15 protein-coding genes are annotated in these 20,812 nt (G+C 59.0%); 8 read left to right on the forward strand and 7 right to left on the reverse strand.

The window, feature by feature from the left end:
* Window positions 1–62: 62 nt before the first annotated feature.
* From AC13RC_RS06665 to speB, 3 genes are all read right to left on the reverse strand, one after another.
* Complete coding sequence (locus AC13RC_RS06665; RefSeq protein ID WP_488556786.1) at window positions 63–1,004, reverse strand: ABC transporter substrate-binding protein; 942 nt, start codon at window positions 1,002–1,004, stop codon at window positions 63–65.
* A gap of 121 nt (window positions 1,005–1,125) precedes the next feature.
* Window positions 1,126–1,740 carry a cupin domain-containing protein gene (locus AC13RC_RS06670; RefSeq protein WP_113388679.1) on the reverse strand — a complete coding sequence of 205 codons (615 nt, stop codon included), beginning with the start codon at window positions 1,738–1,740 and terminating at the stop codon, window positions 1,126–1,128.
* A gap of 233 nt (window positions 1,741–1,973) precedes the next feature.
* Window positions 1,974–3,029 (reverse strand): agmatinase, encoded by a 1,056-nt coding sequence (gene speB / locus AC13RC_RS06675; protein ID WP_488556787.1) that lies wholly within the window; start codon window positions 3,027–3,029, stop codon window positions 1,974–1,976.
* A 96-nt stretch (window positions 3,030–3,125) separates the two neighbouring features.
* Here speB and AC13RC_RS06680 point away from each other — a divergent pair, with 96 nt between their 5' ends.
* Window positions 3,126–4,289 (forward strand): aminotransferase, encoded by a 1,164-nt coding sequence (locus AC13RC_RS06680; RefSeq protein ID WP_488556788.1) that lies wholly within the window; start codon window positions 3,126–3,128, stop codon window positions 4,287–4,289.
* On the opposite strand, the gene AC13RC_RS06685 is transcribed toward AC13RC_RS06680, so the two are convergent.
* From AC13RC_RS06685 to hutC, 4 genes are all read right to left on the reverse strand, one after another.
* The gene (locus tag AC13RC_RS06685) at window positions 4,266–4,802 is read right to left on the reverse strand and encodes a flavin reductase family protein (protein WP_488556789.1); all 537 of its coding nucleotides are present in this window, start codon (window positions 4,800–4,802) and stop codon (window positions 4,266–4,268) included. The genes AC13RC_RS06680 and AC13RC_RS06685 overlap by 24 nt on opposite strands.
* An 11-nt stretch (window positions 4,803–4,813) precedes the next feature.
* Entirely contained in the window at window positions 4,814–6,154 is a 1,341-nt protein-coding gene (locus AC13RC_RS06690; protein ID WP_113353002.1) for an LLM class flavin-dependent oxidoreductase, read from the reverse strand.
* Window positions 6,155–6,265: 111 nt separating this feature from the next.
* Complete coding sequence (locus AC13RC_RS06695) at window positions 6,266–7,207, reverse strand: LysR family transcriptional regulator (protein WP_113331813.1); 942 nt, start codon at window positions 7,205–7,207, stop codon at window positions 6,266–6,268.
* Window positions 7,204–7,947, reverse strand: coding sequence for a histidine utilization transcriptional repressor HutC (gene hutC, locus AC13RC_RS06700; RefSeq protein WP_488556790.1), 744 nt, complete (start codon window positions 7,945–7,947; stop codon window positions 7,204–7,206). The genes AC13RC_RS06695 and hutC overlap by 4 nt, the downstream gene beginning before the upstream one ends.
* Before the next feature lie 228 nt (window positions 7,948–8,175).
* Here hutC and AC13RC_RS06705 point away from each other — a divergent pair, with 228 nt between their 5' ends.
* The 7 genes from AC13RC_RS06705 to glgB all read left to right on the forward strand — a co-directional run bounded on the left by AC13RC_RS06705 (window position 8,176) and on the right by glgB (window position 20,743).
* The gene (locus AC13RC_RS06705; protein ID WP_113331814.1) at window positions 8,176–9,003 is read left to right on the forward strand and encodes a transporter substrate-binding domain-containing protein; all 828 of its coding nucleotides are present in this window, start codon (window positions 8,176–8,178) and stop codon (window positions 9,001–9,003) included.
* Between the two features lie 97 nt (window positions 9,004–9,100).
* A complete protein-coding gene (locus AC13RC_RS06710; RefSeq protein WP_069614157.1) occupies window positions 9,101–9,742 on the forward strand; it encodes an amino acid ABC transporter permease in 642 nt (213 codons plus the stop codon).
* The gene (locus AC13RC_RS06715; protein WP_069614158.1) at window positions 9,739–10,407 is read left to right on the forward strand and encodes an amino acid ABC transporter permease; all 669 of its coding nucleotides are present in this window, start codon (window positions 9,739–9,741) and stop codon (window positions 10,405–10,407) included. The genes AC13RC_RS06710 and AC13RC_RS06715 overlap by 4 nt, the downstream gene beginning before the upstream one ends.
* Window positions 10,404–11,195, forward strand: coding sequence for an amino acid ABC transporter ATP-binding protein (locus AC13RC_RS06720; protein ID WP_069614159.1), 792 nt, complete (start codon window positions 10,404–10,406; stop codon window positions 11,193–11,195). Before AC13RC_RS06715 ends, AC13RC_RS06720 begins: the two co-directional genes overlap by 4 nt.
* Before the next feature lie 803 nt (window positions 11,196–11,998).
* Window positions 11,999–15,214, forward strand: a complete 3,216-nt coding sequence (locus AC13RC_RS06725) for a maltotransferase domain-containing protein (RefSeq protein ID WP_488556791.1) — start codon at window positions 11,999–12,001, stop codon at window positions 15,212–15,214.
* A 1-nt stretch (window position 15,215) separates the two neighbouring features.
* Entirely contained in the window at window positions 15,216–18,509 is a 3,294-nt protein-coding gene (gene treS / locus AC13RC_RS06730) for a maltose alpha-D-glucosyltransferase (RefSeq protein WP_488556792.1), read from the forward strand.
* Entirely contained in the window at window positions 18,506–20,743 is a 2,238-nt protein-coding gene (gene glgB / locus AC13RC_RS06735; RefSeq protein ID WP_488556793.1) for a 1,4-alpha-glucan branching protein GlgB, read from the forward strand. The genes treS and glgB overlap by 4 nt, the downstream gene beginning before the upstream one ends.
* Window positions 20,744–20,812 lie beyond the last annotated feature (69 nt).

The following is a 20,812-nucleotide window of genomic DNA, read 5'->3' on the forward strand; positions in this document are numbered from 1 at the left end:
GCCATGATGCCACAACGTCATGGCCGATGCGATCGGCCATGACGTGACGAGATGCGGGGGGGTTATTTGAACATGCCCCGGAACTTGTCGACATTTTCGTTGGTGACGATGGTGACAGGCACGTTGATGATCGGATCGATCTTCTCGCCCTTTTTCACCTTGACGAGCGCTTCGACGGCCGCCTTACCTTCGCCGGCCGGATCCTGCTGGATAACGGCCGTCACCCAACCCTGATCGATGCCCTCGATCGCTTGCTTGGTCAGATCCCAGCCGAAGACCTTCACGTTACCTGTTTTGCCCTGGCTGGTGACAGCCGCAACGGCGCCGAGGAGTGCCGGCTCGCCGGTCGCATACAGCGTCGTCATGTCGGGATTGGCGGTAATGAGATTTTCCGCCGCGCTGAGGGCGACATCCTGGACGTTCTGACCGTCCACGGTATCGAGGAAATCGACCTTCTGGCCGCCAGCCTTTACCGCCGCCTTGAATCCATCAAGACGCTGGTTCTGGATGAAGGAATTGAGCGCGCCGACCACGCCGACCTTGGCGCTGCCGCCCATCTTGTCCTTGACGTAATCGGAATAGAACTTGCCGATCTGCTCACCCGCCTTGGTATTGTCGACACCCACGAAGGCGATGTTGTCGCCGTTCGGGATCTGGGCATCGATAGCGATGACCGGAATGCCGGCCTTCTTGGCGGCGGTGATTGCAGGCTTCACTCCGTTGACGTCGATGGCGACCAATATGATGCCGTCGACCTTCTGGGTGATGTAGTTCTCGATGGCGTCATTTTGCGCGCTGGGCACGTTGTTGGCGTTGAATATGACGAGATCGGCGCCGGCTTTCTTTGCCGCCTCCTTGGCGCCGTCATTGATCTGGTTGAAGAAGAGAGCCTGCTGGTTGATCGTCACGAGAGCCAGCGTATTCGCCATCGCGGCGCCGGCACCGCAGGCAAGTGCCACGGTCGCGCCAATCGCGCAACCGAACAGGTATTTCTTGAGATGCATGATCGTTCCCCATGTTTTTGGATTGCAAGGGGAGTATTCAAGTAACTTGAATGCTTGTCAAGTGACTTGAATTTGTGGCTTTGAAGATGATCGCAAGTTCGCTTTGAGGACGGTGGCGGCGCTAGAAGGTCGCCGGTGTATTGACCCAGAAGATGCTTGCGCGATCCGCTCCCACATTGCGATACCAATGGGGCAGCTCGGAATTGAAGACGAAGCTGTCGCCGATGGAAAGCCGGAATGTCCGTTCCCCGACCATCAGTTCGATCTCGCCGGCAAGAACGTATCCAACCTCTTCGCCGACATGCTGGATCGGCCCGGCACTTTGGCCGCCAGCCTCAATGTGGTGGATGTTGCATTGAAGCAGATGGCCTTGCGAATAGGGGATTATCCGTTCGAGAGATATGCCTTCCCCTCTGCGCAATGGGTCGAGTCCAATCAAAGGCCTTGTCCCGGAACGGAAGACGATGCCCTCTTCACCGTCGGCCTCCTCGAACATCCAGCCAATATTCGTACCCAGAACACCGACAAGCCTATGCAACATCGGTAACGAGGGCGAAGCCTTGCCGTTTTCAATTTTCGACAAAAGGCTTTCAGAGCAATCCGCGGCCAGGGCGAGAGCCTTAAGGGTCAAGCCCCGGGTTTGCCTGGCGAGCCTTAGACGGCCTCCAAGCCGCGCCGGATTGGTCAGTATCTTTTCCTCGTTGTCTTCTCCCGATTTCCCGGGGGATCCAATCATGTTCATGTTTCTGGTGTCGCCGTTACAAAGCCAAAGCTTAACGCCACCCCTCTGCATCTGTCTAGCTATCACGAGCGCCAGTGACATGGGCGCCAGGGCGACTTCTCCACCAGCGCCTGTTTCACAGGGAAAGCTGATTGTCGTCCTGAATTCCGTTATGCGGTCCTCTCGTCTGCCTGCGGCGACGTTGCTGGAGATTATTCGCGGACTTCGCGCGGATTGGTCCGCAACATTCAGCGTCCGCCGATCGACGGGCTGAACACCATGAGGCTCAGAATCTCGAAGAGCACCTGGGCTCCGGCATGTGCTGTGTTGGTCGTTGCGTCATATTGCGGTGCGACCTCGACGACGTCGCCGCCCACGAGGTTCACGCCCTTCAGCCCGCGGATCAACTCAAGAACTTCGCGCGTCGTCAATCCGCCGATCTCGGGCGTGCCCGTGCCCGGCGCGAAGCTCGGATCGAGGCTGTCGATGTCGAAGGAGAGATAGGTCGGGCCGTCGCCGACGATGGATTTGGCCTTGGCGATGACGGCTTCCATCCCCTTTCCGCTGAGGTCCTCGGCGTGGATCACGGTCATTCCCGATTTATAGGAGAATTCCCATAGGTATTCCGCTGAACCGCGTATGCCGATCTGGATTGTCCTTGTCGGATCGAGCACGCCGTCCAGCACGGCATTGCGGAACGGTCCCCCGTGATGAAATTTGGTTTGATCGAAGGCACCGCTGGTGTCGCAATGCGCATCGATATGAATGAGACCGACCGGCTCCTTCCGGCCGACAGCCTTCAAGATCGGGTGGCTGATGGAATGATCGCCACCCACCGACAGCGGAGCGACGCCGGCATCGACGATCTGGCCGATACGCTTCTCGATGTCGTCGTGGCTGAGTTCCAGCCGGTAGCGGCTCTGGAACGGCACGTCGCCAATGTCGGCGACCCGAAGATCGAAGACCGGCGCCGTTCCCAGAACGTGGTTGTAAGGACCGATCCTTTCGATGGCGCGAAGAGCACGCGGTCCGAAGCGGGAGCCGGGGCGATTGGTGACGCCAAGATCCATCGGGATTCCCGTTATCGCGACCTGAAGATTGCCGAAGTCAGGCTCGTCGGCCGCGACCTGCATGTAGGGCGCGCTGAGGAAAGTCGGCACACCGGCATATGGCGCCAGTCTGGTACCGCTCTTGGAGATGATTTTCTCCGCCACTTTGCGAAACTTCTCGTCGAATATCTCGCCACCATTGGCGTCTGCAAATTCCGCGCGCAGCTGTTCGAGCCGCATCTTGTCCCACACCATGCGCATGCGCCTCCGCTTGAGGTTCGTCCCGCTCAACAAAGAGGTTGAGAAAACAATTGGTATCGTTGTAGCAATCGGTATCAAAGAGAAATCGATATGACCGCTGCAAAATCCAATTCGCTCGTTGCCCGCCTCTCGCCTCCGCCCATTCCTTCCGTCGTCGCCTGGGGCCGCGAATACAAGGGATCGAAGGGGCCACTCATCGATCTGTCGCAGGCCGTGCCCGGCTATCCCGCACACCCGGAGATGCTGCGGCTTCTCGGCGAGACGGCAGCACAACAGGCGATGACAGGATACGGCCCGATCGAGGGGGAGCCTTTGCTGCGCCAGGCCTATGCCGCCCATGTCGCAGCAGTTTACGGCGCGAATATATCTGCCGGCAATATTCATATCACGGCCGGCTGCAATCAGGCGTTCATGTGCACGGCGATTGCGCTTGCGGGCGCGGGCGATACGGTAGCGCTCACCAATCCCTTCTATTTCAATCACGACACGACGCTGTCGATGCTGGGGATTGGGCGGCGGCTGGTCGAGTGCGATCCTGCAACCGGCTTTCTTCCCGATCTTGGTTCTGCCGAAGCCGTGCTTGCGGCCGGCGCGAAGATGCTTGCCGTCGTTACGCCCAACAATCCGACCGGAGCAGTCTATCCGCCTCAGCTGATTCACGAGCTTTTCTCGCTGTGCCGAAAATACGGCGCCTGGCTGGTCGTCGACGAAACCTATCGCGACTTCCTGGCCGAAGATTACGGAAGGCCGCACGCCCTGCTGTCGGAGCCGGGCTGGGAGGATACGCTTGTCCTTCTCTACAGCTTCTCGAAATCCTTCTGCATCCCCGGCCATCGGCTAGGCGCCGTCACGGCGGGCCTCGGGCTTGTCGCTGAGATCGCGAAAGTCATGGACAATATGCAAATCTGCGCCCCGCGTTCGGCTCAGATCGCGGTTGCATCGGCTTTGCCTGTCCTTGCCGATTGGCGGGCCGGCAATAGGCTGGAAATCGCTCGCCGGGCCGATGCCTTGAGATCGGCGTTTTCCGGGCTGGTGGGTTGGGAGATTGCGGCGATCGGCGCCTATTTCGCCTTTGTTCGCCATCCCTTCGAGGGCCGATCGTCGTCCGAGGTTGCCGAGGAACTCGCGAGGGAACGCGGTGTCGTCTGCATACCAGGCGCATATTTCGGCGAGGGCCAAGAGCGCTACCTTAGGCTTGCCTTTGCCAATGCCGATGTCACTTCCATCGGACTACTGCCGGATCGGCTCCGCTAGGCGGCGATCAGCAGCAGCCGGCAGGTCATGATAGCCGCCCTGCCAGTAGAGCAGCGGTCTTGCGTCCCGCCGGATTTCCATCGCACGGATATGCCCGATCAGAATGGCATGGGAGTGATGATGGAATGTGGTTTCGAGCTTGCAGTCGAGGACCGTCAGGGCATTTTCAAGAGCGGCTGCGCCTGTCCTTAGGCGATACCACTCGGCACCCTCGTAGCGGTCGGCGCCCTTGCGTCCGCCAACGCCGGAAAAGGATTGCGCGACGTGCTGCTGGTCGGCCGCAAGCACGTTGACGCAGAAACAGCCGTATCGCTGCAGCGCTGGCCAGGAGGAAGAAGTCCTGTTAACGCTGACGATGACGGAAGGCTGATCCGCCGAAAATGAGGAAACCGACGTCGCGGTGAAGCCGGTACGGTCCTGGCCGTCACCGACAGTGATCACGCTGACCGCGCCGGCCAAATGACGCATCGATAGCCTGAATTCCGTGTCGCTGATCAGAGCGTCGTTACCCATCGGCCTGGCCCTCACGTCTTGGCAAAGCGGTTTGCCGGCATCGAAATGCCGAGGTTTTCGCGCAGGGTCTTGCCCTCATATTCCTCGCGGAACAGCCCGCGGCGGCGAAGCTCCGGCAGCACGAGCCGCACGAAATCGTCGAGGCTGGACGGCAGGGTCGGAAACATCAGGATAAAGCCGTCGGCCGCACGCGTTTCGAACCATTCCTCCATGTAGTCGGCGATCTGGGCAGGCGTGCCCGTTATGCCATTACCGGTGTGCTTCTCGGCATAGTGTCGGATCAGCTCGCCAACCGTATGGCCGCTCTTGACGAAATCCACCAGTTCGTCGAACAAGGCACGCGATCCCTTTGGCGCCGCCGGCAGACGGTCCATCGGGAAGGGCTCATCGAGGGCCACGCCGCGCAGGTCCGCCTCCAGGAACTCGGAGAGCATCAGCCGCCCGACATCGGGATGCATCTTGTCGATCAGGTAGTCCACCTTCGCTTTTGCCTCGGCCTCGGTTTCGCCGACGTTGATGACGATGCCCGGCATGATTTTCAGGTCGTCGCGATCACGCCCATAGGCAGCCATCCGGCCTTTGACATTCTCGTAAAAGGCCTGGTTCCGCTCGATGTTCGAGGCCAGGCTGAAGACGATCTCGGCCGTGCGTGCAGCCATGTCCATACCGGGTTCGGAACCGCCCGCCTGGGCGATGACAGGACGGCCCTGCGGCGTTCGGGCGATATTGAGGGGGCCGCGAACCTGAAAATGCTTGCCCTTGTGGTTGAGCGTGTGGTGCTTGTCCTTGTCATAGTAGACGCCGTTTTCGCGATCGAGAAGGAGCGCGCCCTCCTCGAAGCTGTCCCAAAGGCCGAAGACGACGTCGACGAACTCGTTGCCGCGCTCGTAGCGCAGCGCGTGCGGATCGAGCCCTTCGCGATTGAAGTTGTAGCCGGTTTCGTCGTGGTCAGAGGTGACGACATTCCAGCAGGCGCGGCCCTTGCTCAGATGGTCGATCGAGGAAAACAGACGCGCGACATTGTAGGGCTCATAGTAGCTCGTCGAGACCGTTGCCACGAGCCCGAGATCGTTGGTCGTCACCGCCAGTGCCGAAAGCAGCGAGAGCGGCTCGAAGCGGTTCATCTTGGTCGGGATGCGGGCGAGGGCATTGGGATCGCCGACGGCGGCCGCCGGAGAATCGGCCATGAACATGAAGTCGAATTTGGCCGCTTCGGATCGCTTGGCGACATCGAGCAGATGCGCGAAGTCGTTGGCGCCGTTGACATCGCTTGCCGGATGTAGCCAGGAGGCCGGATGAAAGCCGAACGTATAGACGAAAGTTCCGAGTTTCATCTTATCGGTCCGCGCCATCGAATTTTCCCTTTATATCGGCCACGCCGTCCCGTTGACGGCGAATGTACAAATTATCGCCAGGCGCAAAATTTCATCAATATCGCGGAGCTGAGTTCCGTTTTAGTTTTTCTAAAATGTCGATGTCGGTGCCGACATGAGGGCTTGCTGGCGAGAAATGGTGAGAAGCCAATCGCGGAACTGGCGTCCGTGGGGTTTTTCCAAGGCCGCCCTATCCCAGGCGAGAAAATAGCTTTCGCGCAAGGGAATGCGTATGTCGATGGGAATGACCAGCGTCTGCGCCTCGAGTTCATCAGCAATCATCGACATCTGCGCGAGAACCACGCCGCGCTTGTTGACGGCGGCGTCAATTGCGCTGCTCGACAGGGTGAAGGAAAGGCCCGCGGTGGTTTCTTCGAGCGCCGCCCCGGTCTTCGCGGCGAATTCAAGCCAGCTCGGATAGGGCGTGAAATGCCTCTCCCATTCGACATGCAGGAGCGGATATTGAAGAAGTTGCGCCGCGGAAGGCGCCTTGCCCTTGATCAATGCCGGTGAGCAGGCGGGAACCACCCAATCGCGGAACAGCTCCGTATAATGTTCATGCTGCAATACGTCCGATCCGTAACTGATGCGGAAATCGATGTCGTCGAAGCCCATGCGCGGTTCCTTGTCGCGGCCGACGATCCTGACATGCGCGTTTGGATGCAGGGCCTGCCAGTCGAAGATTCTCCGCCCAATCCACTTGTTGACGACCGAAGATAGCGCGCTCAGCACAAGCGCATTTTCGTTGCGTGCCCGTTCCAGGACCTGTTCAGCAACCGCGAATTGCTCGAATCCCTTCGATATTTCCTGATGGTAGAGCCTTCCCCATTGGGTGAGTTCCACCGTGCGACCATTGCGCTCGAGCAAGGTGACGCCGAGAAAGCTCTCGATCTTGCGGATTTGCTGACTGATCGCTCCGGGCGAAACCTTCAGCTCCAAAGCTGCCGCGTTCACGCTGCCGCAACGGCCGACAGCTTCGAAAGCCTGCAAGCCTTTGAGCGGAGCAGTCCTGCCGATGTGTTTCTCGTTCAAGAGGCATCTCCCCGCGGCGGTTGATCGGTGACGGCTCTCTCGTTTGGATAAAAGTCGCCGGCGAACTGGAAGCGATCGCCGGGATGGATGAACTCGACATAGGTGACTGTGCGACTGCTCTGCCATGTCTGACGGATGAGCATCAGACAGGCTTCGCCGCGTTCGGTTTCAAGCAGGCGCGCCGTCGCGGCATCGGCCGAGACGGCGCGAATGACATGCCGAGCCTTTGACCAGGGCACCTTTTCCAGCAACCATTTGCCGGGTGGGACCGAAGCGAAACTCTCTGTTCTTGCAGATGGCACTACGTCCAGCATGACGATGCGCCGCTCCAATGTATTCGCCTTGCCGTCGACCGCGTGCAAGCAGTGGAGCCGCAGGATTTCCGCCCCCATGGTTTCGCCGAGCCGCATCGCGGTGGCGGCATCGAGCCTCTCGATCTTCCGCATCAGTATCGTGTGGCTATGCTCGTGTCCCGCCAGTTCCGCTTCCGTGGAAATATCTTGAATATCCATCACCGTGCGGTCGATTTGCCGCGAGGCGACGAAGGAACCGAGCTTGCGGCGGCGTATGATCATGCCACGCTCGGCCAGGGTCGAAAGCGCCTTGTTCACGGTCATCCGGGAGCATCGATACGCTTTCAGCAGCTCATGCTCGACGGGTATTCGGTGCCCCGGCGGCCAAATGCCGCTCATGATCTTGCTTTCTATATCCTTCAGAATTCTCTGATGAATTGGGACCAACGCTCGCCTTGCTCCGGCAATGAATTCAGTGTCCGTGGAAACCGCGTCTGCCAAATCCATCGGGCATCATGCGGCATAATTCTTGCGTTCGTAATGTTTTGTATTTGACAGTGTAGGCGAGGCTGTATCTATTTGTATAGACAAAAGGTCATAAAAATCGGCCGGACGGGACAACGCTTGGGGAACCTGAACCTTCCAAAGGAAGGGCACAAAACTGGAGAGAAAGACATGAGGAAGAATTCGCTTCTGAAGGGGTTGGTGGGCGCCGCACTTTTGTTTGGCGCAACGATTTCGGCCCATGCGGCTGACACGCTTGCCGCCGTCAAGGCCGCCGGCACCCTGAAAGTCGGCACCGAGACGGCCTTTGCCCCCTTCGATTTCATCGATGCAGGCAAGCATGTCGGCTTGAACGTCGACCTCTTCGACGAGATCGGCAAGGAACTGGGCGTGAAGATCGAATGGGTCACGCTGCCATGGGACGGCGTTTTCCCGGCGCTTGAAGCTGGAAAGTTCGACGTCGTTGCCGGCCCGGCGACGATCACCAAGAAGCGCATGGAGCGTTATCGTTTCACACCGCCTCTGGCCGAAGCAACCATCGCGATCCTGAAAAAGGCCGGTGACAAGACGATCAGCAAGCCGGAAGATATCGCCGGCAAGAAGATCGGCGTTGGCAAGGCAACCGCGCAGCTCGATCAGCTGAAGGAGTTTTCTGACACCCTGCCGACGAAAGCCGATATCCGCGAATACCCGGCCTTTACCGAATCCTATGCCGACCTCGCAGCCGGCCGTATCGCCGGCGTTGCCAACTCGCTGCCGAATATTGCATTCGTCGCCAAACAGCGTGAAGGCACGTTCGAAGTCGTGCTGCCGCCCTTCGGCAAGAAGTCCTATTTCGGCTTCATCGGCTTGAAGGATGCCGATCACGCACCGTTGATGGACGCCATCGATGCAGCCATGTTGAAGATCAAGGCTGACGGCCGCATGGCGACGCTGCAGAAGAAGTGGTTCGGCGCAAGCTTCGACACGCCTGACGCCGTCAAGGACCCGGCATTCTGATCAGCCCTCGGAAATCGGCCGTGCCCGCTTTGCTGCCGGGCACGGCTGATGAGCGAGATCCCAGCTTCCTGGTCACCACGCAGGCGAACACCTAACAATGTCCATCGAGCTCTTTGGATTGCTTCTGCAGGCATCCATCTACACGGTGACGATCAGCTTTGTTTCGATCCTTATCGGTTTTGCAATTGCGATCCTGATTTCGGGAATGTTGCTGACAGGGCGTAGCCTTTTCGTGCGACCTGCCCAGTTTTTCATCAGCTTTTTCCGCGGCGTGCCGCTGCTGGTGCAATTGCTGCTGATCTATAATCTGCTTCCGGCTATCGGCCTCAACGTGCCGAGCATCGTTGCCGCCATCATCGGCCTGTCGCTCTGCACGGCCGCATACCAGGCAGAGAACCTGCGTGGCGGCTTTGCCAGCGTGCCGCTGGGCCTAGTGGAGTCGGCGGAAATGGTCGGGCTGACACCACGCCAGATATTCCGCCGCATCAAGGTTCCGATCGCGCTGCGTCTCACATTCCCAGCTCTCGTCAATGAGGCGATCCTTATCCTGAAGGCGTCGTCGCTGGTCTCCGTTGTCGGCATCGTCGAACTCACCCGCATGGCCCAGGATCTTGCCGGCAGCACCTTCCTGCCGCTGCAGATCTTCGCGGCCGCTGGCCTCATCTATCTCGTGATCAATTGGGTGGTGGCGCTTGCCGGCGGCTTGATCGAAAGCAGATTGCCGGGGGTAGCGCGATGACCTTTGATATCAACGTCCTCATCGGCCAATGGCCTGCCATCCTCAGCGGTGCCGGCGTCACGATCATGATCTGGATCGTGGGCACCATCGCCGCTGCCATTATCGGCTTCCTGATGGCGGTCGCCCGGCAATATGGCGGCGTGGTCGTCGACAAGGTGCTTGGCGCCGTCGTGGCGGTGCTGCGCGGCACGCCATTTCTTATCCAGATTTTCCTCGTCTATTATGGCGGCCCTTTCGTTGGCCTCGAGCTCGATCCTGTGCCGGCGGGACTGATCGGCATTTCGATCTATGGCGCGGCCTATTTCAGCGAAATCTTCCGTTCCGGATTTCGCGCCGTGCCGAAAGGCCATATCGAGGCTGGCGAATGCGTCGGCTTGACGCGCGGGCAGATCATAAGGCGCATTCTCCTGCCGGAGATGACGATGCTAGTGCTGCCGCCCTGCGTGAACATGACCGTCATCCTGATGAAGGAGACGGCGGTCCTCTCCATCATCACCGTGCCGGAATTGACGGCGACGCTCAGTGCGATCGGATCGCAGCAATATGCCTTCGTCGAGGCGCTGTCCGCCCTGGCGCTCTTCTACTGGGTGCTCGTCGAAGTCACCGGCTGGCTTGGCAACCTTGCCGAAACGAAACTTTCCAGATTCAGGTTTTTCAACGCATGAGCGTCCCCGCTATAGAAGTCAGGAATCTCATCAAGACATTCGGAGAGACCACGGTCCTTCACGGTATCGATCTTGCCATCGAGCCGGGGCAGGTCTCCTGCCTCATCGGTCCATCCGGCTCGGGCAAAAGCACGCTTTTACGATGCATGGCTTTCCTTGAAGAGGCGACGCGCGGGACGATCTCCATCAACGGCGAGGTCCTTGGCTTCACCGAGGATGCTCAAGGACGGCGTGAACGCGTCTCGGCGACTACCAATCGTTCGATCCGCGCCCAGATCGGCATGGTGTTCCAGCAATTCAATCTCTGGCCGCATATGACGGCGCTCGGCAATGTCAGCGAAGCCTTGAAGACGGTTCACAAGATGAGCCGTAAGCAGGCCGAGGATGCGGCCATGGCGCAACTCGTCAAGGTCGGGCTCGAGGCGAGAGCAGGGCATTATCCCTCGCAGCTTTCCGGCGGACAACAGCAACGCGTGGCGATCGCCCGCGCTCTCGCTTTGAAGCCGAAGATCATGCTGTTCGATGAACCGACCTCATCCCTCGATCCGGAACTGACCGGCGAAGTCCTGAACGTCATGCGCGACCTGGCGGCCGAGGGCATGACCATGGTTGTCGTTTCGCACGAAATCGGCTTCGCCGCGACCGTCGGCCAGCAGATCATCTTTCTCGATCACGGCAAGGTGCTGTTTAGCGGGCCACCTCAGGAGGTCTTCAAGAAGCCCAGAAATCCTCGCCTTGAGCAATTCCTCGATACCTATCTCGACCGGGGCGCGTCGATGTTGCTCTGATGTTGCCTCGAGCACGGCTTGAGTCGGGCCGGATTATTGCTCCGGCGGACGTGTTTGGGGCCGGCGGCTCGCAGCAGATCATGAGGTATTGGCGAAGCCGAAATCAATTCGGCTTGGTGAATGGTGCATGTGATCATATCTTCTCCCATCCTATAAGCCGCGGATATGTTGCGTGGATTCGGACCCTGCCGCTGCGTTGCCATCCTCGAAGTGTCGTGCGCCATTTCCTCAGCAAGCCCTGATATGGGCGTGAGTACCTTCCGCCTGCTGACATTATCTTCCCCAGGACCATTGTTGGCATGAAAGGAGGAAGAAACTCCGCTGAACGATGTTCCAGGGACCCAACCAGGAAAAAATCCGGCTGCGGTGCGGTCTGGAGCGCACCTTCGAAGACGTCTGTGACACCCTGACTTTCTCGAAAATGAATGGCCGCCGGGGAACCGGGAACCTTCTGTATCCTAATCGATTGGTGTCACCGCGCAGTTGAGGAGATGCGGTTATGGAGACGCAACGTCGTTTCGAACGACAATGGCCAGTGAGGGGTGTTGTGTCGAGAGTAGACAGCGCTGGGGAATGTGTGGCGACGAACTGCCCGAGGAAGAAACGAGCGAGCGCATTTTGCCAATCTATTGCGAACGGAAGTGAAAGCATCTTCGTCTGAAGGGCGAGCGATGCTCCTTCATGAGTGGGTTGTTTAAATGAAAGTTGCTCGATTGGAGGGAACAAGCAAGTCGTTCGATGGTTGGTCTTGGTATCGCCGGGAGGGACAATTTATTTCCGCCTGATGCGTGGAGAACAAATTGATGACGTTTGCAGCCGAGCCGGCCGGCGCGTTTAGCCATCCCCGGATTTACTATATAAATCCGTTGCTCCTAACTGGACGAGACCAATGGAATGAAGCCTTTGATCATGCAAGCGCTCTCGGTTTCGATATTGTACTTTCCGCTCCGCCCTTCCTCGACACGAGACGTGCCGGTCTTCGTTCCATGGAGAATTACACGCGATCCGATGCAGAGGCCAAACTTGAAGATGAAGTGAAGGAGGGTCTTTTCGCCCTGGCAAAAGATGCGCGCGAGCGGGGTGTGGCACTTATGCTCGATCTCGCGATAAAGTCGCGCAGCGCAAGAACAGGCGTCTCGACCCCTCTCGACCCACGGCGGTCGCCGAGCTCTCCATCTCAGCCCCGCGCGCCATATTCGAGCGAGGTGACCGGCGAATGGGAAACCCGCCTCGCAGACTTCGCGTCCTGCGGGATCATGGGGTATCGGGTGATTGGTCTTGACAGCCTGCCTGCTGACGGTTGGCGACGATTGATGGCAAGCGCGAGGATCGCGGATCCGGAAACGAGATTCTTTGCCTATACCCCGGGAACTGACTTCGCTTTTCGATTAAAATTGCAAGACTGCGGGTTCGATGGAGCCTTTTCGTCGCTTGCTTGGTGGGATCTGCGCGAAGACTGGCTCCTTGAAGAGTATCGCCTGCAGCTGCCTTTCGGGCCACAGATCACCTTTCCGGAAGCGCCGTTTGGAAGGCGCATCGCGCATGGCAGCGAAAGCAGGGAAATCCGCGAGCGAAAATCACGCCGCGCTCTCCATCTCGCGGCCGAGCTCGGCGATGGATTGCTTGTGCCCATGGGATTCGAATTCGGCGCCACCTTGCCGCTCGATCCCACATATGGGCATGGAGAGGGTTTGCGTGTCCTCAAGGCCGAGGGAGCTTACGATATCTCGGCCGATATACGCGATCTGAATTCCGTTCCGCGCGCGTCCACTCGATGGATGTTTCTTCAATGTGAAACAGCGAGCCAAGTCACGGTGATCGCGCAGGCTGATCGATCCACATTGCGGGATGCAACGCGTACGCGGCTACTCGCGGTCAACAGAGATCTGCGTCGTACCGCGGAACTGCCTGACGACATCATGCATCGCTTGGCCTTGCCTTTCCTGCCCGTCGAGGCGATGGCTGGTAGCCGGAGAATCGCTCCAGGCGAGGTGCGCGCCGTCACAACGGAGATCCGCCCTCTGATTTCGGCTGACGAAGGGGAACTGTCCCTCGCTGAAGCGACGGCCTCTCCGCGCATCGCCATCGAACTTGTTACCCCGCAGGTCGATGATGGACGTTTCGCGGTCAAGCGCATCGTCGGCGACACGCTGATCGCCGAGGCGGACATCTTTGCCGACGGCCACGATCTGCTGTCGGCCGCCCTCCTTTATCGCGCCCGCGACGAGCTTGAGTGGCGTCGAACGAGAATGGTCCTTTCCGAAAACGATCGATGGCGGGGCTCCTTCCTGCTTGATCGCATCGGGCGCTTCGAATTTATGGTCGAGGCCTGGAAAAATCCCTTCGCCATCTTCCGCAACGAGCTTCTCAAGAAGAGCGAAGCGAGGCTCGATCTGCGGCTGGAACTGATCGAAGGCGAAGAGTTGATCCGCGATGCTGCTGCCGATGACGGAATATCGATGAGGGACGAGGACAGGGCGGAACTCGCGACGCTGCTTGCCGAGCTCGAAAGGCGTGACGGGCCAGGCAAGCTTGAATTGCTGCTTGCCACACGAACAAACGAACTCATGGCGCTCGCCGACCGCCGCCCCTTTACCTCGCACTCGCGAACTTATGGTGTGGAAGCGGAGCGCCGCGAAGCGGCCTTTGCGAGCTGGTATCAGATCTTTCCACGTTCGCAGAGCGGTGACCCCAATCGCCACGGCACTTTCGAAGACGTCATCGCACGCTTGCCGGCCATCCGAGATATGGGCTTTGACGTGCTCTATTTCCCGCCGATCCACCCGATCGGCCACACCAACCGCAAGGGCCGCAACAATTCTCTCATCGCCGCTCCAACTGACCCAGGCAGTCCTTACGCGATTGGTTCGGAGGACGGCGGGCATGAGGCGATCCATCCCCTCCTTGGCGGATTCGATGACTTCGAGCATCTGATTACGGAAGCCAGGCGGCTCGGATTGGAGATCGCACTCGACTTAGCGATTCAAGCCTCCCCCGACCACCCGTGGCTAAAGGAACATCCGGGCTGGTTCGACTGGCGGCCCGACGGCACGATCCGTTATGCGGAAAATCCGCCGAAGAAATACGAAGATATCGTCAATGTCGATTTCTACGCGCCGGAGGCGGTGCCAGCACTTTGGGCCGAACTGCGCGACATCGTCGAAATGTGGATTGAGGAAGGCGTGGAAATTTTCCGCGTCGACAATCCTCATACCAAGCCTTTTCCCTTCTGGGAGTGGATCATCGGCGATATCCGCGCGCGTCATCCGCAGGTTGTGTTCCTTTCGGAAGCCTTCACAAGGCCGAAGGTGATGTACCGGCTGGCGAAGGTCGGCTTCTCCCAGTCCTACACCTACTTCACCTGGCGCAACACAAGAGCGGAGCTGGAGGAATATCTGACCGAACTTACTCAAAGTGAGGTGAGGGAATTCTTTCGCCCGCATTTCTTTGTCAACACGCATGATATCAACCCAGATTTCCTGCAGAACGCGCCGCGCTCCGCCTATCTTATCCGAGCGGCACTCGCTGCTACGCTGTCAGGCCTTTGGGGCGTCTATAACGGCTTCGAGCTTTGCGAAGGACGTCCGGATGCCAAGCGCAAGGAATATGCCGATAGTGAAAAATACGAGATCCGCGCCTGGGATTACGACCGCCCGGGTAACATCAAGGCGGAGATCTCGATGCTCAATCGCATTCGCAAGGATAATTCAGCGTTGCATTCGCATCTCGGCCTGACTTTCCTGCCCTCCTCGAACCCCAACGTCATGTTTTTCGAGAAGGCAAGCGTCGGGCGCCACAACGTTCTGCTTGTGGCCGTGACGCTCAATCCGCACGCGATAGAGGAAAGCAATGTCGAATTTCCGCTCTGGCGGTTCGGCCTGGCAGACGATGGCACACTCGCTTTCGAGGATCTCGTCAGCGGGCAAAGATTCAGCCGTACGGGCAAGTGGCAGATGATTAGGCTCGATCCCGCCCATTTGCCGTTTGCCATCTGGCGCGTCAGGGCAGGGGAGGTCTGAGATGGACACTGTTCACATGGCCGAGGGCGACAAACTTGCCGACGACCCGCTATGGTATAAGGATGCGATCATCTACCAGCTGCACATCAAGTCGTTTTACGATGCCAATGGCGATGGCATCGGCGACTTCGAGGGCCTGTACCAGAAGCTCGACTATATAGCCGCACTCGGCGTCAATGCCATTTGGCTCCTGCCGTTCTTTCCCTCCCCCCGGCGCGATGACGGCTATGATATTGCCGATTATCGCAACGTCAGCCCGGACTACGGGACGCTCGAGGATTTCCGGAAGTTCGTGGCGGCGGCGCATGAACATAATATCCGCGTCATCATCGAGCTTGTCATCAACCACACGTCGGACCAACATCCCTGGTTCCAGCGCGCGCGGCAATCGCCTGCCGGAAGCCACGAGCGTGACTTCTACGTCTGGTCGGACACCGACCTGAAATTTCCCGAGACCCGCATCATTTTTCTCGATACGGAAAAGTCGAACTGGACATTCGATCCCGTGGCGGGCGCCTATTATTGGCATCGCTTCTATTCGCACCAGCCCGATCTCAATTTCGATAATCCGCTGGTCATGAAGGAAATTATCGATGTCATGCGCTTCTGGCTTGAGACCGGCATCGACGGCTTCCGGCTCGATGCGATCCCCTATCTTGTCGAGCGCGAGGGCACCAACAACGAAAACCTGCCGGAAACACATCTGATCCTCAAGCAGATCCGCGCGGCGCTTGATGCGACACATTCCGGCGTGCTGCTCCTTGCCGAGGCAAACCAGTGGCCGGAAGACACGCGAGAATATTTTGGCGACGGCGACGAATGCCACATGGCGTTCCATTTCCCCTTGATGCCGCGCATGTACATGGCGATTGCCAAGGAGGATCGCTTCCCGATCACCGATATCATACGTCAAACGCCGGAAATCCCCGAAATCTGCCAATGGGCGATTTTCCTCAGAAATCACGACGAGTTGACGCTCGAAATGGTCACCGATGCTGAACGCGATTATCTGTGGGAGACCTATGCCTCCGATAAGCGCGCCCGCATCAACCTTGGCATCCGACGGCGGCTGGCGCCATTGATGGAACGCGATCGCCGCCGTATCGAGCTCATGAATGCGTTGCTGCTGTCCATGCCGGGAACGCCCATCGTCTATTATGGCGACGAGATAGGCATGGGAGACAATATTTATCTCGGCGACCGGGACGGGGTACGCACCCCTATGCAATGGTCCCCCGATCGCAACGGCGGCTTTTCGCGCGCAGATCCAGCGCGCCTCGTATTGCCGCCGGTTGCCGATCCGCTGTATGGCTTCGAGGCATTGAACGTCGAGGCACAGGTGTCGGACGCGCATTCCCTGTTGAACTGGACACGGCGAATGCTGGCGCTGCGCGGTCGCCACGGCGCCTTCGGGCGGGGTTCGATGCGCTTTCTGGCGCCGGCCAACCGACGGATTCTCGCCTATTTACGTGAATATGGTGACGAGGTCATTCTTTGCGTTGCAAACCTGTCACGCGTTCCTCAAGCCGTGGAGCTCGATCTGCAGCAGTTCGAAGGGCGGGTTCCCGTGGAGTTGACGGGCATGTCGCCATTCCCGCCGATCGGACAGCTCACCTACCTGCTCACACTGCCGCCCTATGGTTTTTTCTGGTTCCAGCTCGCTGCCGAGGCCGACGGACCAGCCTGGCGCACGGCACCGCCCGAGCAACTTGTCGATCTGGTGACGATCGTCATCCGGCGCAGCCTGACGGAACTTGCCGAGCTGCCGCATCACGCGGCGGTGTTGAGCAGGGATATCCTGCCGGCCTATCTTGCGAAGCGCCGTTGGTTCGGCGCCAAGGACCAGGCTCTGCAGGAGGCAAGGCTCGTTTCCGCGACGCCGATACCCTTTGCCGACGGTGTCGTGCTCGGAGAGATCGAGGTCGTGCTGCCGGATCATGTGGAAAGCTACCAACTGCCGCTCGCAGCCGAATGGGACGATACGGCGACCAACGTGCTCGCCCAGCAGCTTTCCCTTGCCCGTATCCGGCAGGGCAGGCGGGTGGGATTCCTGACCGATGGATTTGCCATCGAACTAATGGCGCGTGGCATCCTTCAGGGCCTGTGCGACCGCTCGACGGTCAGCGGACGCACTGGCATGATCGAATTCATCGGCACCGACCGGCTCGATTGCCTGGCCCTGACGGAGGACATGCCGATCCGTTGGCTTTCGGCCGAGCAATCCAACAGCTCACTGCTCGTGGGCGACTTGGCGATGATCAAGCTGATCCGCCATGTCTTCGTCGGCGTCCATCCGGAAGTCGAGATGACGCGCTATCTGACGGAACATGGTTACGAGCATACCGCCCCTCTTCTGGGCGAGGTGGCTCGGACCGACGGCGAAGGTCGCCGATCGACGCTTATCATCGTGCAAGGAGCGATCCGCAATCAGGGCGATGCCTGGAATTGGATGCTGTCCAACCTCCGACGCACCGCCGACGAGATTGTTATCACGGAGTCCGCCGTCGAGGCGGCCGATGAGCAGCTGCAGCCGCTTCTGCATTTCGTTTCCATGGTCGGCGAACGGCTCGGAGAATTGCATGTCTTATTGGCGCAACCGGCCGACAACGAAGCCTTCGCGCCACGTCGGGCGGATGCACGCGATATCGCCGGCATTTGTAAAACCGTAACGGGCGAGATCACCTATGCCTTTTCCAAGCTGACCGGCCTCGAAGACAGTGTCGAGCCCGAGATCGCGGAACAGATATCCCTGCTGCTTGCCGAACGCGACAGGATCCTCGAGCTTGCCAGTGCGCTGGCGGACGAGGCGAAAGGCACGTTGTTGACGCGTGCGCATGGCGATTTCCATCTTGGCCAGATCCTGGTGACGGAGGGCGATGCCGTCATCATCGATTTCGAAGGCGAGCCGGCGCGCAATCTCGCCGAGCGTCGCGCCAAGACGAGCCCGTTGCGCGACGCTGCCGGCCTGCTGCGGTCACTCGACTATCTCTCGGCAACCGCCATGCTCGAAAACGACGCCATTTCGGATCATCATGATGCCCGCCGCCGAGAGGTGATCCGGCGCTTTGCGGAAAATGCGGAACGCATTTTTCTGACATCCTATATCGAGGCATTGGCGGCTTCGCCCGATTTGCCGAGGACGACCGCCGAGGTACGGCGGATCATCGATATCTTTCTTCTGGAAAAGGCTGCCTATGAGATCGCTTATGAGGCCCGAAACCGCCCGAAGTGGCTTCCGATCCCGCTAAACGGACTTGCCGCCATCATAGCCCGACTTTCGGAGAGCCGCTCATGAGCGACATCGCCGACATTCTCAGCGGAGTGGATGCGGGTTCGATACATGCCGTGGTGGAGGGACGGCATGGAGATCCTTTTTCGATCCTCGGCATGCACAAAGGTGTGGACGGCCGCTACAGCGTCAGGGCCTATCTTCCGGGAGCCTTGCGTGTTGAAATCCTTGATCGAGACAGTGATCGCGTTCTGGCATTGGCCGATCTCATCCATCCGGCCGGCCTGTTCGGCGCGATGCTTGCCGAACGCAACGGTTATTATCTGAGAATTCAATGGCCCGACGCGGTCCAGGTGACGGCCGACCCCTATAGCTTCGCGCCGCTGCTCGGCGATCTTGATCTCCATCTGATCTCGCAGGGGACGCATTACGACCTAAGCAAGGCTCTCGGCGCCAATCCGATGACAATCGACGATGTCGCGGGCGTGCGTTTTGCGGTCTGGGCGCCGAATGCAAGCCGCGTGTCCGTGGTCGGCGACTTCAACGCCTGGGACGGACGCCGCCATCCGATGAGGCTCCGGCCGCAGGCAGGTGTCTGGGAGATCTTCGTTCCGCATATCACGGACGGCGAGCGCTATAAGTTCGAGATTCTCGATCGCTTCGGCAATCCGCTTCCGCAGAAGGCCGATCCCGTCGCACGGGCCGCGGAGCCGGCGCCATCGACGGCGTCCGTGGTGGCTTCGTCCGAGCCTTTCCGCTGGAACGATCATGACTGGATGGACAAGTGCCGAAGCACCGATCATTTCGCCAAGGCGCTTTCGATTTATGAGGTCCATGCCGGCTCTTGGCTGCGCAACATGGAAGATGGCGGCCGCGCGCTGGATTGGATCGAACTCTCGCAGCGGCTCGTTCCCTACGTCCGCGAAATGGGTTTCACCCATATCGAGCTGATGCCGATCATGGAGCATCCTTTCGGAGGATCATGGGGCTATCAGCCACTCGGTCTGTTTGCGCCGACCGGGCGCCATGGCACGCCGGAAGACTTCGCATATTTCGTCGATCGCTGCCACCAGGAAGGGCTCGGTATCATTTTGGACTGGGTGCCAGCGCATTTTCCGACGGATGTCTGGGGATTGGCGCGTTTTGACGGCACCGCCCTTTATGAGCACGAAGATCCGCGAGAGGGCTTCCATCGCGACTGGAACACGCTGATCTATAATCTTGGCCGTAACGAGGTCAAAGGCTTCCTGATCGCGAGCGCGCTCGAATGGCTTGAGCGCTATCATGTGGACGGATTGCGCGTCGATGCCGTCGCCTCCATGCTCTATCGCGACTATAGCCGCCCGGAAGGCGAATGGATCCCGAACCGTTACGGCGGGCGCGAAAACCTGGAAGCCATCGAATTCTTCAAGCATTTGAATAGCATCGTTCACGAACGCCACCCGCACGCGCTGATGATCGCGGAGGAGTCGACCGCTTTTCCGAACATCACAAAACCCGCCGCGGAAGGCGGGCTCGGCTTCGACATGAAGTGGAATATGGGATGGATGCATGACACGCTCCATTACATGTCCGACGATCCGGTCTATCGAAAGTATCATCATGGCTCGATGACCTTCGGTATGATCTACGCCTACAGCGAACGCTTCATCCTGCCGTTTTCACATGACGAAGTCGTGCATGGAAAGGGTTCCCTGCTCGCCAAGATGCCTGGCGATCCCTCGCAGAAGATGGCCAATCTTCGCGCTCTTTTCGGCTTCATGTGGGGGCACCCGGGTAAGAAGCTTCTCTTTATGGGCGGTGAGATCGGTCAATGGTCGGAATGGAGCCATGACGGTTCCGTCGAATGGGATCTCCTGGATGAACCCTCTCATGCTGGCCTGCAGCGGCTGGTGCGCGATCTCAATCGAATCTACGGGCATTTTCCATGCCTGCAGCATGGCGATACCATGCCGGACGCTTTTGAGTGGGCGGTTGCGGATGATGCCGAACAGTCGGTTTTCGGGATGCTGCGCTTTGATGCTGGACGGCGGCCGGCCATTCTGGTCATTTCGAATTTCACTCCGATTTTCCGGAGCGGATATAGGGTAGGTGTTCCTTTTGCCGGCCTCTGGCGGCGGATACTCGATACCGATGATTTAGTTTATGGCGGAGCGGGTATGGGCTCTGGTGATCGTCTTAGCGACGATTTTCCCGCGCATGGGCGCCGCCAGTCTCTTCTCGTCGATCTTGCCCCTCTTTCGACAGCGATGTTTCTCTTTGAGGATGGAGAAGCGATGACGGGAGGTGAGCAATCCTGAAGTTCCGCGTCGTGGGAAGTAGTCGATGCCGTCGTGGTTGCGCGTTCAACGGAACGGTCCGGTAGCGAA

The organism is Martinezella sp. CNPSo 3890 (assembly GCF_057784455.1).